The organism is Pseudomonas onubensis (assembly GCF_965653655.1).
Lineage (GTDB): Bacteria > Pseudomonadota > Gammaproteobacteria > Pseudomonadales > Pseudomonadaceae > Aquipseudomonas.
In genome coordinates, this window is sequence record NZ_CBFHAZ010000135.1 from 1 (window position 1) to 14,051 (window position 14,051).

At 61.9% G+C, this 14,051-nt stretch carries 13 protein-coding genes; 7 read left to right on the plus strand and 6 right to left on the minus strand.

Annotated elements, in window-relative coordinates; all coding sequences use genetic code 11:
• Positions 1 to 375: 375 nt before the first annotated feature.
• Both ACTD9P_RS27160 and ACTD9P_RS27165 read right to left on the minus strand, forming a co-directional pair.
• Positions 376 to 1,083 carry a YebC/PmpR family DNA-binding transcriptional regulator gene (locus ACTD9P_RS27160; RefSeq protein ID WP_438870082.1) on the minus strand — a complete coding sequence of 236 codons (708 nt, stop codon included), beginning with the start codon at positions 1,081 to 1,083 and terminating at the stop codon, positions 376 to 378.
• A gap of 109 nt (positions 1,084 to 1,192) precedes the next feature.
• Positions 1,193 to 2,506: an MFS transporter gene (locus ACTD9P_RS27165; protein ID WP_219267200.1), complete on the minus strand. Its 1,314-nt coding sequence runs from the start codon at positions 2,504 to 2,506 to the stop codon at positions 1,193 to 1,195.
• Positions 2,507 to 2,763: 257 nt separating this feature from the next.
• Here ACTD9P_RS27165 and ACTD9P_RS27170 point away from each other — a divergent pair, with 257 nt between their 5' ends.
• Positions 2,764 to 3,636, plus strand: a complete 873-nt coding sequence (locus ACTD9P_RS27170; RefSeq protein WP_438870083.1) for a LysR substrate-binding domain-containing protein — start codon at positions 2,764 to 2,766, stop codon at positions 3,634 to 3,636.
• 28 nt (positions 3,637 to 3,664) lie between these two features.
• On the opposite strand, the gene ACTD9P_RS27175 is transcribed toward ACTD9P_RS27170, so the two are convergent.
• Complete coding sequence (locus tag ACTD9P_RS27175; protein ID WP_438870084.1) at positions 3,665 to 4,522, minus strand: LysR substrate-binding domain-containing protein; 858 nt, start codon at positions 4,520 to 4,522, stop codon at positions 3,665 to 3,667.
• Between the two features lie 114 nt (positions 4,523 to 4,636).
• Here ACTD9P_RS27175 and ACTD9P_RS27180 point away from each other — a divergent pair, with 114 nt between their 5' ends.
• The 3 genes from ACTD9P_RS27180 (at position 4,637) to ACTD9P_RS27190 (ending at position 7,278) form a co-directional block, all read left to right on the plus strand.
• A complete protein-coding gene (locus ACTD9P_RS27180) occupies positions 4,637 to 5,746 on the plus strand; it encodes a 2-aminoethylphosphonate--pyruvate transaminase (RefSeq protein ID WP_438870085.1) in 1,110 nt (369 codons plus the stop codon).
• Positions 5,747 to 5,775: 29 nt separating this feature from the next.
• Positions 5,776 to 6,603, plus strand: coding sequence for a phosphonoacetaldehyde hydrolase (phnX, locus tag ACTD9P_RS27185; protein ID WP_219267196.1), 828 nt, complete (start codon positions 5,776 to 5,778; stop codon positions 6,601 to 6,603).
• 114 nt (positions 6,604 to 6,717) lie between these two features.
• Entirely contained in the window at positions 6,718 to 7,278 is a 561-nt protein-coding gene (locus ACTD9P_RS27190) for a cytochrome b (protein ID WP_438870086.1), read from the plus strand.
• Here ACTD9P_RS27190 and ACTD9P_RS27195 read toward each other — a convergent pair.
• Both ACTD9P_RS27195 and ACTD9P_RS27200 read right to left on the minus strand, forming a co-directional pair.
• Positions 7,268 to 8,158: a 1-aminocyclopropane-1-carboxylate deaminase/D-cysteine desulfhydrase gene (locus tag ACTD9P_RS27195; protein ID WP_438870087.1), complete on the minus strand. Its 891-nt coding sequence runs from the start codon at positions 8,156 to 8,158 to the stop codon at positions 7,268 to 7,270. The two genes, ACTD9P_RS27190 and ACTD9P_RS27195, sit on opposite strands and share 11 nt — an antisense overlap.
• 56 nt (positions 8,159 to 8,214) lie before the next feature.
• Positions 8,215 to 10,254 (minus strand): oxidoreductase, encoded by a 2,040-nt coding sequence (locus ACTD9P_RS27200; protein ID WP_438870088.1) that lies wholly within the window; start codon positions 10,252 to 10,254, stop codon positions 8,215 to 8,217.
• Between the two features lie 211 nt (positions 10,255 to 10,465).
• On the opposite strand from ACTD9P_RS27200, the gene ACTD9P_RS27205 reads away from it, so the two are divergent.
• Positions 10,466 to 11,596 (plus strand): carbon-nitrogen hydrolase family protein, encoded by a 1,131-nt coding sequence (locus ACTD9P_RS27205; protein WP_438870089.1) that lies wholly within the window; start codon positions 10,466 to 10,468, stop codon positions 11,594 to 11,596.
• A 4-nt stretch (positions 11,597 to 11,600) separates the two neighbouring features.
• Positions 11,601 to 12,635 (plus strand): AraC family transcriptional regulator, encoded by a 1,035-nt coding sequence (locus tag ACTD9P_RS27210; RefSeq protein WP_438870090.1) that lies wholly within the window; start codon positions 11,601 to 11,603, stop codon positions 12,633 to 12,635.
• A gap of 8 nt (positions 12,636 to 12,643) precedes the next feature.
• Here the strand turns inward: ACTD9P_RS27210 and ACTD9P_RS27215 are convergent, their stop codons facing one another.
• A complete protein-coding gene (locus tag ACTD9P_RS27215; RefSeq protein ID WP_438870091.1) occupies positions 12,644 to 12,874 on the minus strand; it encodes a hypothetical protein in 231 nt (76 codons plus the stop codon).
• Between the two features lie 93 nt (positions 12,875 to 12,967).
• On the opposite strand from ACTD9P_RS27215, the gene ACTD9P_RS27220 reads away from it, so the two are divergent.
• Positions 12,968 to 13,969, plus strand: coding sequence for a transketolase-like TK C-terminal-containing protein (locus tag ACTD9P_RS27220; protein WP_438870092.1), 1,002 nt, complete (start codon positions 12,968 to 12,970; stop codon positions 13,967 to 13,969).
• Positions 13,970 to 14,051 lie beyond the last annotated feature (82 nt).

The window sequence follows — 14,051 nt, forward strand, 5'->3', positions numbered from 1 at the left end:
GGGTCAGTGACAGATGAATCAACTGACCCACCGCATTCGCGAGCAAGCCCGCTCCCACATTTAGACCCAGTTGCCATCAGGTAGATGGGCTTTTGCTTTGCACTTGATATGGCTTTTGATTCAACCACTCAGGTCGGCTTTCAGGCCGCCGTGCTGTAGATCTTGATCTGAGATCGCCCCGTTAACCACGATGGCCGAACGCAGGCTTTTTGGTTACTTTTGTCTGGGCCGGCATTCCGGTCTTTACAAAAGTGACCCGCCGTCAGGGCGGAACCCTAAGTAGCCATCACCGCAGCAACGGATATGTACACCGACAAACCGCCATCGCAGGCAAGCCAGCTCCCACATTGTTGCCTGCCTTTATTCAGCTATAAATCAGCCAGCCAACCCAACGAACATATCCTGCACGTCATCATGGTTGTCCAACCCTTCCAGGAAGGCTTCGACTTCAGCCATCTGCTCCTCGGTCAAACCGCTTACCGGGTTCTTCGAGATGTAGCCCAGCTTGGCCGACAACACCGTGAAACCCTGCTCCGGCAGGGCTTTTTGCACCGAGTCGAGGTCGGTGGTTTCGGTGATGAACAAGGTGCTGCCTTCTTCTTCACCGTCTTCAAAATCCTGCGCACCCGCTTCGATAGCGGCCATTTCAGGGTCAGCATCCGGGCTGTCCGGCGAGGCTTCGATCAGGCCGACGTGGTTGAAGTCCCACGCCACGGAACCGGAAGCGCCAAGCTGGCCCTTACGGAACGCCACGCGGATTTCCGCCACGGTACGGTTGATGTTGTCGGTCACGCATTCAACGATCAACGGCACCTGGTGCGGGGCAAAACCTTCGTAGGTCACGCGGTGGTACTGCACGGTTTCGCCGAGCAGACCGGCGCCCTTCTTGATCGCGCGTTCCAGGGTTTCCTTGGGCATCGAGGCCTTTTTGGCCTGCTCTACCACCAAACGCAGGTGGGCGTTGGTCGCGGTGTCGGCGCCGTTGCGGGCGGCGATGGTGATTTCTTTCACCAACTTGCCGAAAATCTTGCCCTTGGCATTGGATGCCGCTTCTTTATGTTTGACTTTCCACTGTGCGCCCATGACTCACTCTCTTTTCGTCCATCGCGCCGAAACGTCTACTGGCCGGCGCTTTGGGGGCAGAGTTTATAGCGCAAAAACACTCTAATCCACCAAAAACCGGCCAGCTGCCTCAGGTGCGCAAGGGTTTGATCGTGACGTTACGCTCCGGCACAAAGTCGCCGACCTGGGCCAGCACGGTGGGCCGGGCATTCCAGTAAGGCATCAGCACCAGCGAAGAAAACAACGCCGCGCCGGCAAATACGATAAACACCGTGACCGTATCGAAGTAGCCCGGCAGCAGGCCGCCAAGGATCGCCCCCACCGAACCGCAGCCATTCACAAAGCCTGCCGCCGTGGCGCCGGCCTTGGCGGTGCCGAAGTCGATGGCCGCCGTGCTGCTGATCATCGAGTCCGGCCCGTACAGGGTCAGGCCCATCACAAACAGCAAGGCCATCACCAGCATCACGCTGCCGGTGTGCAGCGCGCCCATGAACAACGCCAGGGCCACGGTCAGCGCCAGCAGGCTGAGTACACAGGCCGGCATGCGCCGGGCGCCGAAAAGTTTGTCGGACGCCAGCCCGATCATGATCGGCCCCAGCAACCCGGCCAACTCGAACGCCGTGGGCACGATGGCCGCGCCGACCTTGCCCACTGAGGGCATTTGCTCATAAACAATTACCGGGCCCCACAACAGGATCGCGTAACGCGCAGGCTTCAATAGAAAGTACGCTAGGCCCAAGGTCAGCACCGTGCGGTTACGCAGGATCGCACGCAGCGGTTCCAGCACACTGACGCGCTGCGCCTCGCCCGCCACGACGGGCTCCGGCTCGACGGCCGGCAAGCCGACATCCTGCGGTGTATTGCGCTGGAAGATAAAGAACAGCACAGCCACCACCGCCACCACTGCCGCACTGGAAATAAACGCCGCGTGCCAAGTGCCGATCAGCGTGTAGGCCCACCAGCCGGCAAAGGGCGATGCCACCAAGCCTCCAAAGGCGTAGCACGAACTCCACAACCCCAACACCCGCCCGCGTTGCTGTGCCGGGAAGAAACTGCCGAGGTTCTTGCACAGCCCCGACCAGCCGGTGGACTGCGCCAGCCCCTGGATCAACATGCAACTGATAAAAATCGGCAAGGTGGCAAAGGTGCCCATTACCAAGGCCGCTGCGGCGGATATCAACAACCCGCCCAGCACCACCACCCGTGGCCCGAAGCGGTCGGCCAGCATGCCCCAGGTAAACTGCCCCACAGCGTAGGCCGCCAGGTACAGGCCATCGAGGTTGGCCATCATCATTTTGTCGAGGGGGAAACTGGGGTCATCAACGATGCCCAGCTTGGCCACCGAAAACGCTTTGCGCGTGAAATAGAACGCGGCGTATGCCAGCCAGGTGATGGCAAAAATCTGCACGCGCCAACGCTTGATGCTACCCGTTTGGATATTCATGGTGGTTCTGACCTCAGGTGAGTGTGCCGGCAGGATCGAAAAGCAAATGCCTGTTGTTTTTATGGTTGAGCACTGCAATGCCAGGCCGTGGATAGCGCGGCATTGGTCAGATGGGTCCGGCTTGGCAGAACCCATGGTCACCGAGGTTGTAGGACTCAACCGTCGGTGACTGGGGGGTATAAAAGCAATGGCTGACTAATAGGTAAAATCGATTTATCGTATTTCACCTATAAGCTCAGCTTGTAAGAGGATCTGCGATGTCGGTTTCCCACGCACAGCTCAAAGCCTTCCACGCCGTGGCCGTCCACGGCAGCTTCACTCAGGCCGCTGAACGCCTGTTCCTGACGCAGCCGGCGATTTCCGACCAGGTGCGCAAGCTCGAAGAACGTTTCGGCGTGCTGCTGTTTCACCGCAACAAACGTGCGGTGCGTCTTACCGACCTGGGCGAACGCCTGCTCGGCATCACCCAGCGCCTGTTTGTGATTGAGGCTGAAGCCGAAGAGCTGCTGCAAGACTCCCGCGCCCTGCTCACCGGCACCCTCACCCTGGCCGTGGACGCGCCCGTGCATGTGATGCCGCAGATCGCGCGCTTCTGCCAGTTGTACCCGGGCATCAGCGTCAAGATCGAAACCGGCAACACCGACGAATCGCTGTTTCGCCTGTACAACTACCAGGCCGACCTGGCCCTGCTGGGGCGCGATGTCGACGATGAACGCCTACTGTCGTTGCCGTTGCCCGATGAGCAGCTACTCGCCTTTGTGGCGCGCAACCACCCGTGGGCGGGGCGCGAATCCATCTGCCTGGCCGACCTGGACGACACGCCATTGGTGCTGCGGGAAATCGGCTCGGTCACCCGCCAGACCCTGGAGCAGGAAATGCGCCAGGCCGGGCTGCGCATCCGCCCGGCGATCCAGGTCGAAGGCCGCGAAGCCGCGCGGGAGGCGGTGGTGGTGGGGATTGGTGTGGGCGTGGTGTCGGCGGCGGAACTGGGCGCCGACTCGCGGGTGTATGCCATGCCGATCCGCGATTGCAGCCAGCGCATGAAGGAAACGCTGGTGTGCCTCAAAGAGCAGAGTTCGCGGCGGGTGGTGGCGACGTTTCTGGATATCGTTCGGGACAGTTTGCGTTGAATTTTCGGGCCCCAACTCGATCATCAACTCAAGACGCCAACTCAAAGAACGCCTGAATCAAGCGCAATGAGCGGCGCCGCTCCATGCAGCCGAGCATATGCCGGTTCAACAACCCATCGCCCTGAATCGCCACCGCCTGCACACGTGGGTCCCGGCTGACTTCCATCGACGACACCACGCCCACGCCCAATTCGGCGGCCACGGCCTCGGTCACCGCCTCGCGGCTGTCCAGTTCCAGCAGCACCTTGGGCTGCACACCCGCGACCGCGCACGCATCATCGAAGGTACGCCGCGTGATGGAGCTGGGTTCGCGCAACACCATGATCACCTCGTTGAGCTGTTCCAGCCGAATGCCCTTGGGCAGTGCCGCCCACGGGTGGCTGGCCGGCACCAGCGCGCAAATCCGCGACTCATTCAAAGGCTGCAGGTGCAGGCCATTGCGCGGCTCCACCTCCGTCAGCACCGCCACATCCGCATGCTCGGACAGCAGCGCCGCCAGGGTTTCCTGGGCATTGCCCAGGCGCAGGTTCACGGTGATGCCGGGGTAACGGGCACGCAGGCTGGCGATCATCGGCATCACCAGGTGCGGGCCGTCGGCGGCGACCTCCAAGCGACCGCTGAGCAACTGCCGATTGGCTTCGAGCAGCGTCTGCGCTTCATCCACCAGGCCGAAAATTGCCCGGGTGATCGCGGCCAGGCGCGTGCCCTCCTCGGTCAATTCCACCCGCCGGGCGGTACGGCGCAATAGTGCGATCTGGTAGTGCTCTTCCAGGGCCTTAATGTGCCCGGTCACCGCCGGCTGGCTGATGAATAGCCGTGCGGCGGCTCGGGTAAAGCTGCCCTCGCGGGCCACGGCATCGAATGCACGCAGTTGAAACAAATTCATAGCTATCGGCCTCACTGATAGCTCGCATAACAACAAACAATTTGATTGATGACAAGCCAAACTGCAATTTAGGCGCCGTAGCTTCACCCCCCAATGACCTTGCGAGGACTTGAGATGAGCACTGCTGCGCCGATCCTGCTGACCCCTGGCCCCTTGACCACATCGAACCGCACCCGTCAGGCAATGATGGTGGATTGGGGGTCATGGGATGACCGTTTCAACCAATTGACCGCCAGCGTCTGCACCCAGTTGCTGGCCATCCTGCATGCCAGCGACAGCCACCACTGCGTGCCCTTGCAAGGCAGCGGCACCTTTGCCGTCGAAGCCGCCATCGGCACCCTGGTGCCGCGCAACGGCAAGGTGCTGGTGCTGATCAACGGCGCCTACGGCAAGCGCCTGGCGAAGATCTGCGAAGTGCTCGGCCGCGATTTCAGCACCTTCGAAACCGCTGAAGACGAGCCCACCACCGCCGCAGACGTTGACCGCCTGCTGCGCGCCGACCCGGCCATCACTCACGTTGCGTTGATCCACTGCGAAACCAGCACCGGCATTCTCAACCCGCTGCCGGACATCGCGCAGGTGGTTAAACAACACGATAAACGCCTGATCATCGACGCCATGAGCTCCTTCGGCGCGCTGGCGATCGACGCCCGCGAAGTGCCGTTTGACGCGCTGATCGCCGCCTCGGGCAAATGCCTGGAAGGCGTGCCGGGCATGGGGTTTGTCTTCGCCGACAAACAGGCACTGGCGGGCGCCCAAGGCAACTGCCATTCCCTGGCGATGGACTTGTTCGACCAGCACAGCTACATGACCAAGACTGGCCAATGGCGCTTCACGCCGCCGACCCACGTGGTCGCCGCGCTGCACGAAGCTTTGCTGCAATACCAGGAAGAAGGCGGCCTGCCCGCACGTCATCAACGCTACGCCGACAACTGCCAGGCGCTGCTCGAGGGCATGGCCGCACTGGGCCTGCGCAGCTTCCTGCCAGCCGCCATCCAGGCGCCGATCATCGTCACCTTCCATGCGCCAAAAGACCCGCGCTACCAGTTCAAGGACTTCTACGAGCGGGTCAAGGCCAAGGGTTTCATTCTCTACCCCGGCAAATTGACCCAGGTAGACACCTTCCGCGTCGGCTGCATCGGCCACGTTGATGCGCAAGGCATGCAGGCGGCGGTCGAAGCGATCGGCCAGGTGCTGCAAGAAATGGAAGTGCTGGACATCTGATTGCCCCCATTACCCACAGGATTTGAACAATGAACTATCAAAACCCCAACACCCTCCAGGCCGTGATCCTCGACTGGGCCGGCACCGTGGTCGACTTCGGCTCTTTTGCGCCCACGCAGATCTTTGTCGAAGCCTTCGCCGAGTTCGACGTACAAGTCTCCATCGAAGAAGCCCGTGGCCCGATGGGCATGGGCAAGTGGGACCACATCCGCACCCTCTGCGACCAACCGCAGGTGGCCGAGCGTTACCGCAAGGCCTTCGGCCGCACGCCAACCGATGACGACGTGACCTCGATCTACCAGCGCTTCATGCCCTTGCAGATCGAAAAAATCGCCGAGCACTCGGCGCTGATCCCTGGCGCCCTGGACACCATCGCGCGCTTGCGTGTGCAAGGCATCAAGATCGGCTCCTGTTCCGGCTACCCCAAGCAGGTGATGGACAAGGTGGTCGCCCTGGCCGCCACCAACGGCTACATCGCCGACCACGTGGTCGCTACCGACGAAGTGCCCAACGGCCGCCCTTGGCCGGCTCAGGCGCTGGCCAACGTGATCGCGCTGGGCATTGACGATGTGGCGGCGTGCGTGAAGGTCGACGACACCGTGCCGGGCATCCTCGAAGGCCGTCGTGCCGGCATGTGGACCGTGGCACTGACCTGCTCCGGCAATGCTCTGGGCCTGACCTACGAGCAATTTCGTGACCTGGACGCTGCCGCCCTGGCCAGCGAGCGCAAACGCATCGAGAAGCTGTTCGAAGGCTCGCGACCGCACTACCTGATCGACACCATCAACGACCTGCCGGCGGTGATTACTGATATCAACCAGCGCCTGGCCCGCGGTGAAATGCCGCAAAGCCACTGATTGAGGTCAAAACAACGGCACTTACGCCAGGCGAACCGCTCAAAACCGGCATACAGTTAAAGCACTCCGTCGCCAAAGAATGGAGGTATGCCCTGATGAGTGAGGAACATAGCGATGCCGTGGAAAAACTCCGATACCCGCTACAGCACCATGTCGGTTGCGCTGCACTGGTTAATGGTGGTGCTGCTGGCGGTGGTTTACGCCTGCATAGAGTTACGCGGCCAGTTCCCTAAAGGCAGTGGTGCGCGAACCTTGATTGTCGAAATGCACTTTATGTTCGGCCTTACCGTGTTTGTGCTGGTGTGGCTGCGCCTGTTTGCACGCAGCCTCGGGGTTGCGCCGAAGATCGTGCCCACACCGCCGCAATGGCAGACGTTGTTGGCCACACTGATGCACGTTGCGCTGTATGCATTGATGATCGGCATGCCGATTGCCGGTTGGCTGATCGTCAGTGCCGAAGGGCATTCAGTGATGTTTTATGGGATTGAATTGCCGCCGTTGATTGCGCAGAACAAAGCGCTGGCCAAGGAGATTGAGAGTTGGCATGTGCTGTTTGGCAAGGTCGGTTACTGGCTGATTGGGCTGCATGCGTTGGCGGGGATCATTCACCACTACATCCTGCGCGACAATACTGCTTTGCGAATGATGCCAGGTGGGAATGGCGCTAGGAGGTAAAGCCTCGGCGGCCTTGCAGGCCGCCGGTGTGTACGAAGATCAGGCGAGTGCCGGGGGTGAAGCGTCCGGCCTCGATCTGTTGCTTCAACGCCAGCAAGGCTTTCCCCGTATAGAGTGGCTCTAACGGGACACCGCAAGCTCGTTCTGTCTGCTCGATAAACGCCAGCAATAGCGGATCAACCTTGGCAAAACCACCTCGGCTCGCATCCAGCAGCTCATAACCGCCCTGCACAATCGCGTGCACATTCTGTGCAACCCCATGATCATCCGGCACGGCCATTGCGCCATACACCGGATGCGCGCCCGCCTCGGCCAGCGCCAACCCAGCCAGTGTGGTGCCCGTCCCTGCCGCCAGCCACCACGCATGGTAATCGTCCCAGCCCAGACGGTTCAATTGCGCCCGCACTTGCTCCACCAACACCCCGCAACCCTCTGCACCCGCCAACCCGCCGCCGCCTTCGGGCACGGGATACAGATGCGGATATTGCTCACACCACGGCGTCCAGAAACCCGCTTCATGCCGCGCGCGATAGCCGCCATAACCCAGCCAATGCAATTGCATGCCAAAGGCTTTGAGGTCGAGGACTGTGGGCGTGTCTTGAGGATGGCCGCGCAACAGGCCGACGGTGGCGAAACCAAAGCGTTTGCCGGCGGCCGCTAGTGCGTGCAAGTGGTTGGAGTGGGCGCCCCCGAGGCTGATAACACCACGGGCACCGGCGGCTTGCGCGTGGGCCAAGTGCTCGGTGAGCTTGAACCACTTGTTGCCGCTGATCAGCGGGTCGATGCGGTCCAGGCGCAGCACGGCCAGTTCGACGCCGTTCAGCCAGTCGAGCTGCAACGGTTCAAGCGGTGCCTGGGGAAGCCAGTCGAAGGGACCCATCGGGAGCTATCTGAATGAAAAAGGGGCGGTAGTCTAACACCGCCCCTTGGGTCGTTTTACAGCTCGGCAGCCAGGCGTGAACCCTGGTTGATGGCGCGCTTGGCGTCGAGTTCGGCCGCCACGTCGGCGCCGCCGATCAGGTGTACGTTCTGGCCCGCCGCGACCAGCCCATCCTGCAGTTCACGCAGTGGGTCTTGCCCGGCGCAGATGACAATGTTGTCGACGGCCAGCAGTTGCGGCTCGCCCTCGGCGCCGATGCGGATATGCAGGCCTTCGTCATCAATCTTCAGGTACTCAACACTGTTGAGCATCTGCACCTGCTTGTTCTTCAAGCCTGTGCGATGGATCCAGCCGGTGGTTTTGCCCAGGCCGTCGCCGACCTTGGAGGTCTTGCGTTGCAGCAGGAACACTTCACGTGCCGGCGCATGGGGTTGCGGCTTGATGCCGGCCACACCGCCACGGGCTTGCAGCTGGGTGTCGATGCCCCACTCTTTCCAGAACGCCTCACGGTCCAGGCTGGTGGACACGCCCGCGTGCACGAGGAACTCGCAGACGTCGAAGCCGATGCCGCCGGCGCCGATCACCGCCACGCGCTTGCCCACTGGTTTGCGCTGCAGAATCACGTCCAGGTAGCTCAGCACCTTGGCATTGTCGACGCCCGGAATCGCCGGAGTGCGCGGCGCAATGCCGGTGGCCAGGATGATCTCGTCGTAACCGCCCGCCACCAATTGCGCCGCATCCACGCGGGTGTTGAGGCACACCTCGACGTGAGTGGTCTGCAATTTGCGTTTGAAGTAGCGCAGGGTTTCGAAGAACTCTTCTTTGCCCGGCACGCGCTTGGCGATATTGAACTGGCCGCCGATCTCGCTGGCCGAATCGAACAGGGTCACTTGGTGGCCGCGCTCTGCCGCCACGGTGGCCGCCGCCAGGCCCGCAGGCCCGGCGCCGACCACCGCGATTTTCTTGATCTGCTTGACCGGCAGGTAGTTCAGCTCGGTCTCGTAGCAGGCACGCGGGTTGACCAGGCAGGTGGTCAGTTTGCCGCCAAAGGTGTGGTCCAGGCAGGCCTGGTTGCAGCCGATGCAGGTGTTGATTTCATCCGCGCGGCCGGCAGCAGCTTTGTTGACGAAGTCCGGGTCGGCCAGGAACGGCCGCGCCATCGAGACCATGTCCGCATCGCCTTCAGCCAGAATCTGCTCGGCAATTTCCGGGGTATTGATGCGGTTGGTGGTGATCAACGGGATCTGCACCGCGCCACGCAGCTTGGCGGTGACCTTGCTGAACGCGCCACGCGGCACCTTGGTGGCGATGGTGGGGATACGCGCTTCGTGCCAGCCGATACCAGTGTTGATAATGCTCGCACCCGCGCCTTCGATGGCCTTGGCCAGTTGCACGATTTCTTCCCAGGTGCTGCCGCCTTCCACCAGGTCAAGCATCGACAGGCGGAAGATGATGATGAAGTTCGGGCCTACCGCTGCGCGCACCCGGCGCACGATGTCCACCGCCAGGCGCATGCGGTTTTCGTAGCTGCCACCCCAACGGTCGGTGCGATGGTTGGTGTGGGCGGCGAGGAACTGGTTAATGAAGTAGCCTTCGGAGCCCATGATTTCCACGCCGTCGTACTCGGCCACCTGGGCCAGCAAGGAGCAGGTGACAAAATCCTGGATCTGCTTCTCGATGCCCTCCTCGTCCAGCTCCTTGGGCTTGAACGGGTTGATCGGCGCCTGGATCGCGCTCGGTGCCACCTGCTTGGGGCTGTAGGCATAACGCCCGGCGTGGAGGATCTGCATGCAGATCTTGCCGCCGGCCTCGTGTACGGCCTGGGTCACAATTTTGTGCTTTTGCGCTTCTTCGTCGGTGGTCAGCTTGGCTGCACCGGCATACACGCCGCCTTCATCGTTCGGGCCGATACCACCTGTAACCATCAGGCCAACGCCGCCACGGGCGCGCTCGGCAAAATACGCGGCCATGCGTTCGAAGCCGCCGGGCTTTTCTTCCAGGCCCGTGTGCATCGACCCCATCAGGGTGCGGTTACGCAAGGTGGTAAAACCCAGGTCCAACGGGGCCAGCAGGTGCGGGTAGGCAGCAGCGGTCATGGTACAGCTCCACAACAGATCATCACGGGACGTGGCTGGCTCGAATGGCTGGCCATCGGTTTATGTCCCACAGACTAAGAGGCGATGGACTGCCGCTCAATGACCGTAACTGACAAGTTATTGATCCAAATGCACAGTGCCCCTTGGCAAGCCGTTGCAGGCGCCCTACCCTAGTCGCGAACCCTGCACACGGTCTGTTGTCTGTTGCCCCATGCGTAAACTTCTAGCGTTCACCGTCTCCATGGCCCTGGTTGCCGCCGTCGCCGCGTATCTGGTCTGGACCCAGGAGCGCCCTGTGGCGCATTACCTGTCGGACCTGCGTATCACCCTGGCCGTCAACGAAGGCGAGCCCGCCGACCGTGGCAACCTGCTGGGCATCCAACCCGAGCTGTTCCCTGCCGACTACCAGAGCCTGGAACGCCTGCACCTGAAACTCTCGGCCTACCTGCAAAAGGCCCGCGACCAAGGTTTGATTAACGCCAAGACCGTCGTCGTGCTGCCGGAACATATCGGCACCTGGCTGATGCTCAGCGGCGAAAAGAATGAGCTGTACCAGGCCACCCACCTCAAGGACGCGATGAACTGGCTGTCGGCCAGCAACCCATTGCAGTTTGCCCGCGCCTGGATCAGCGCCAAAGGCGCTAACCGCATGGACGACGCCTACCTGCGCATGAAGGCACCGGCCATGGCCCGCGACTATCAAGTGCTGTTCGGCGGCCTGGCCAAAGAATTTGGCGTGACCCTGGTGGCGGGTTCCATTGCGTTGCCAAACCCCAGCGTCAGCCAGGGCCAGCTGCACATCGGCCATGGCGCGCTGTACAACGCCAGCGTGGTGTTTGCGGCCGATGGCCTGCCCATCGGCGACCCACAGCGCCAGCTGTACCCGATTTACGATGAGCGCGGGTTTATCGCGCCGGGCGATGAAAACCAGGTCAGCGTGGTCGACACCCCGGCCGGGCGCCTGGGCATCCTGATCGGCAGCGACAGCTGGTACCCGGACAACTACCGCAAGCTCAACGAGCAAGGCGCGCATCTGGTCGCCGTACCGGCCTTCGTCACCGGCCGCGATACCTGGGACCGCCCATGGCGCGGCTTTAAAAGCGTGTCCACGCCGCCGGAAATCAGCCTCAAGCCCGAAGAGCTCAGCGAAGGCGAAGCCTGGCGCCGCCTCACCCTGATCAGCCAACAGCCCATCAGCCAAGCCAGCGCTGGCATGAGTGTGTTCCTGCGTGGGCAGTTCTGGGACCTGGGCACCGCCGGGCACAGCTTCCTCAGCAACAACGGCCACGTCACTGCGGGCAACGACGCCCGTGGCGCGCGCCTGCTGAACATCTGGCTGTAACGCCGTGAAGCCGGTGCGCCTTGGGGACTTGTCGGTGGGCTTTGTGCAGTCCCTGGCCGACGCAGTGCAAAGCCATGGCCTGGACCCGCAGCCGCTGCTGCTGCAATACGGCCTGGACCCGGCGCGCCTTGCCGAAGCCGGGGCACGCCTGTCGATCCCGCGTTACATGCGCCTGGGCCACGCCGCCATCCAACTGACCGGCGACCCCGGCCTGGGCCTGCGCATGGGTCAATTGAGCCGTCTGAGCCAGGCGGGGTTGGCTGGCGTCACCGCCGCACAGGCGCCCAACGTACGCGAAGCGGCGCGCGCACTGACACGGTTTGAAGCGCTGTACGGCTCCAACTATCGCGGGCAGTCCAGCTTTCACGAAGATGCCGAAGGCGCCTGGCTGCGCTTCTATTCCATCAGCCCATACAACGCCTACAACCGCTTTGTGGTGGACTCGATCATCGCCGGCTGGTTGCAGCAATTGTCGAGCCTGGCCCAACAGCCAGTGCAGGCGCAACGCATCGACATCGAGTTTGAGGCCCCGGAGTACGGCGACCAGTACAGCGTGCTGGGTGACAGCCCAGTGCATTTCGGTGCCGAGGCCAACCAACTGCGCCTCAACCAGCCAACCCTCGGCCTGCGTAACCCGCAGCATTGCCCCAGCACCTGGCAGCTGTTGTTGAAACTATGTGAACACGAGTTGGAGCAGCTCACCCGCACCCGCAGCCTGCGCGAGCGCATCACAAGGTTGCTTGGGCCGATGCTCAATGGCGGTCGGGAACCCGACCTGGAAGAGGTGGCGGCACGCCTGAAGCTGCCTACCTGGACGCTGCGGCGCAAACTGGCCGACGAAGGCACGCAGTTTCGCGCAATTCTTAACGATACCCGCCGCGATCTGGCCATGACCTACATTCGCGACACGGAGCTGGCATTCGGCGAGATCGCCTACTTGCTCGGTTTTGCCTCAGCCCAAGCCTTTCAACGGGCCTTCAGGCGGTGGAACAACCAGACCCCAGGGGAATTTCGCCGCAGTCAACGGCATTCCGCCTGAAGTCGGTGTTACAGCTCGGTGGCGTCATCGGCCGGATCCAGCGGATCCAGTTCAAACGCGTGGTACTCCAGCAGTTCTTCCTGGTATTCGTCCATGGTGGACTCCTTCTTGGTTAAAAGCGCTTGCAGATAAATGACCTGCAAGCCCAGCCTAAAGTGCCGTGATGACGAAAAAATGTCGGCGCCATGACGTTCCTGCACTTCAAGATAAAACGTAGCAGGGTTGGATCGATTTACCATTGCGGGACCTAGATGCAATTACAATCATTGCAATTGCAATAACATGCCGATTTAAATTAGGGTAAGAGCCTCTGTCGCCAGGAGCCTCGACCCATGCCTGTCTCTACCGCCCAAGCCGCGCAGCACTGCATCGATGCACTGAACAGTGCCGAGCCGCCGCCTGGCTCGCCGCTGTACACGGTCATGACCATGGCCAATACCCTGGAATTGAGCCGACAAGCCTGGGTGATTCGTGGCCAGTCACACAGCCGCCGTGTGGGCAATTGGCCCAGCTGGTTTGCGCGCAATACCGGCGAAAAACCCATGCTGTACCTGCACCGTGCAGCATCGTCGGCGCAGTTATGTGGGCTGTCGGAGGCCAACACCCGGCGCGGCATCCTCTGCAACGACATCGAAAACCAACCCTCTGCCTGGCCCAAGGGCGCGCAACCCTCACTGCCGTTGTGGCTGGCGACGAACCCTCACTGCACGCCGTATGACCCGGCGTCAGGTGCCGAAGCGCGAGCGATTGTGCTGGCGGGTTTGCGCGCGCTGTATGTCGACGGCAAGCCAGGGTTTTATTACCTCGCGTTGCACGATCAAGCGCGCACACCAATGCTCGATACACAGGATCGTGAAGACGCGCTCAAGGGCATGTACCTGCTACGCCGCAACCCCGTCGGGGATGTGCGATTACTCGGCGCTGGCCGCACGCTTGAGGACGTGACCCACGCGGCGCAACTGCTCGAACAGGATTGGGGCGTGACGGCGCAGGTGTGGAGTTGCCCGAGCTATACGCGGCTCGCCCGGGAGGCTGCGGCCGCCGAGCGCTGGAATCGCCTGCACCCGATGGCTGCCAGGCAAAGCTGCCATTTACGTGAGTGCCTGGCCGGGAGCGCCGCGCCGGTGATTGCCGTGACCGGTTATCCGCAGGTGATTGTCGATCAGTTGGCGGCGCATGTGCCGGCGCGATTTGTCGGGTTGGGGGCGGGGTCGGTGCAGGCGTCTGCGCCCAGTCGGTATTGGATTGTGGTGTGTGCGCTGCGGGCGTTGGTGGATGAGGGCCATATTGGTGTTGAACAGGTCGAAGCGGCGATGCGTCGGTATCCACTGTGATGGCTGGCAATACGATCAAAATGTGGGAGCGGGCTTGCTCGCGAATGCGGTGGGTCAGCCAGCCTCTATGTGTCTGACAGAT

What these genes read in the sequence shown, in the direction of transcription:
- ACTD9P_RS27215 (WP_438870091.1), bottom strand. Translation starts at nt 12,874, where the DNA reads ATGGTAAATCGATCCAACCCTGCTACGTTTTATCTTGAAGTGCAGGAA.
- ACTD9P_RS27175 (WP_438870084.1), bottom strand. Translation starts at nt 4,522, where the DNA reads ATGAATTTGTTTCAACTGCGTGCATTCGATGCCGTGGCCCGCGAGGGC.
- ACTD9P_RS27190 (WP_438870086.1), top strand. Translation starts at nt 6,718, where the DNA reads ATGCCGTGGAAAAACTCCGATACCCGCTACAGCACCATGTCGGTTGCG.
- ACTD9P_RS27165 (WP_219267200.1), bottom strand. Translation starts at nt 2,506, where the DNA reads ATGAATATCCAAACGGGTAGCATCAAGCGTTGGCGCGTGCAGATTTTT.
- ACTD9P_RS27160 (WP_438870082.1), bottom strand. Translation starts at nt 1,083, where the DNA reads ATGGGCGCACAGTGGAAAGTCAAACATAAAGAAGCGGCATCCAATGCC.
- ACTD9P_RS27220 (WP_438870092.1), top strand. Translation starts at nt 12,968, where the DNA reads ATGCCTGTCTCTACCGCCCAAGCCGCGCAGCACTGCATCGATGCACTG.
- ACTD9P_RS27195 (WP_438870087.1), bottom strand. Translation starts at nt 8,158, where the DNA reads ATGGGTCCCTTCGACTGGCTTCCCCAGGCACCGCTTGAACCGTTGCAG.
- phnX (WP_219267196.1), top strand. Translation starts at nt 5,776, where the DNA reads ATGAACTATCAAAACCCCAACACCCTCCAGGCCGTGATCCTCGACTGG.
- ACTD9P_RS27180 (WP_438870085.1), top strand. Translation starts at nt 4,637, where the DNA reads ATGAGCACTGCTGCGCCGATCCTGCTGACCCCTGGCCCCTTGACCACA.
- ACTD9P_RS27205 (WP_438870089.1), top strand. Translation starts at nt 10,466, where the DNA reads ATGCGTAAACTTCTAGCGTTCACCGTCTCCATGGCCCTGGTTGCCGCC.
- ACTD9P_RS27200 (WP_438870088.1), bottom strand. Translation starts at nt 10,254, where the DNA reads ATGACCGCTGCTGCCTACCCGCACCTGCTGGCCCCGTTGGACCTGGGT.
- ACTD9P_RS27170 (WP_438870083.1), top strand. Translation starts at nt 2,764, where the DNA reads ATGTCGGTTTCCCACGCACAGCTCAAAGCCTTCCACGCCGTGGCCGTC.